At 68.7% G+C, this 1,175-nt stretch carries 1 protein-coding gene; it reads left to right on the top strand.

Going from position 1 to position 1,175, the window contains the following annotated elements; translation table 11 throughout:
* The first annotated feature begins 81 nt into the window (after positions 1-81).
* On the top strand, positions 82-1,104 hold the full coding sequence (locus D7Y11_RS42630; protein ID WP_121754645.1) for an RNA polymerase sigma factor RpoD/SigA: 1,023 nt from the start codon (positions 82-84) through the stop codon (positions 1,102-1,104).
* Positions 1,105-1,175 lie beyond the last annotated feature (71 nt).

Raw genomic sequence — 1,175 nt, 5'->3', positions numbered from 1 at the left:
CCCCGGCCCCGCGCGAAGCGCCCCGCGGCCTCCGCCCGCCCGGGGACCGCCCGGCAGACAACTCCGGAAAACCCGCAAGCTCTGGACGAAGAAGTCGAGGAGACCGTCCAGGACCCGGACGCCCTGGAGCCGGACCTGACGGAATTGAACGAAGCGGAGGCGGAAATCGAGGAGTCCCCGGCTCCCGCCCGCGCCGCCCGGCCCGCGGCCCTGGTGCGCGCGGAGAGCAGCAGCGCCCTCACCAACCGGGACCCGCTCCAGGCCTACATGGCCGAGGTGACGAAGCACCCCCTGCTCACCCGGGAGGAGGAGCACCAGCTGGCCAAGGAGTACCAGGCCTCGGGGAACGTGCGGGCGGCCTACCGCCTGGTGGCCTCCAACCTGAGACTCGTGGTGAAGCTGGCCCACGAGTACCACCGCAACCCCCTGTCCCTGCTGGACCTGGTGCAGGAGGGCAACATCGGGTTGATGCAGGCAGTGAAGAAGTACGACCCGGACCGGGGGGTGAAGCTCAGCTCCTACGCCGCCTGGTGGATCCGCGCGTACATCCTCCGCTACATCATGGACAACTGGAAGATGGTGAAGCTGGGGACCACCGAGGCCCAGCGGAAGCTCTTCTTCAAGCTGCGCCAGGAGCAGGAGAAGCTCATCTCCCAGGGCTTCGAGGCCAGCCCGCGCCTGTTGGCGGAGCGCCTCAACGTCACCGAGCAGGACGTGGTGGAGATGGACCAGCGGCTGGGGCACGACGAGGTGTCCATCGACGCGCCGCTGGGCAACGACGGGGACTCGGGCTCCACCCGGGCGGACCGCTACCTGCCGTCCAGCGCGGTGCCCGCCGACGAGCGCCTGGGCAGCGAGCAGCTCAAGGCCCTCTTCCGGGAGAACCTGGCCGCCTTCGCCCAGACGCTGGAGGGCAAGGAGCGCTACATCTTCGAGCACCGCCTCACCGCGGACGAGCCGCTCACGCTCCAGGACATTGGCGACAAGTACGGCGTCAGCCGCGAGCGCGCCCGGCAGATTGAGGCGGCCCTCATCAACCGGATGCGTGAGTTCATGCGCGAACGCATCCCGGACTTCGACATGGTGGCGGTGCCCAAGGGCTGACGCGGTGGGGAAGGGTGGGGGCTGTCTCTTATACACAGCTGACGCTGCCGACGATAAGGCTCGTGTAGATT

Origin of the sequence: Corallococcus sp. AB018, assembly GCF_003986945.1 — a bacterium.
In the GTDB taxonomy this organism is placed as follows: Bacteria; Myxococcota; Myxococcia; order Myxococcales; family Myxococcaceae; genus Corallococcus; species Corallococcus exiguus.
This window is presented reverse-complemented; position numbering and strand designations above follow the sequence as displayed.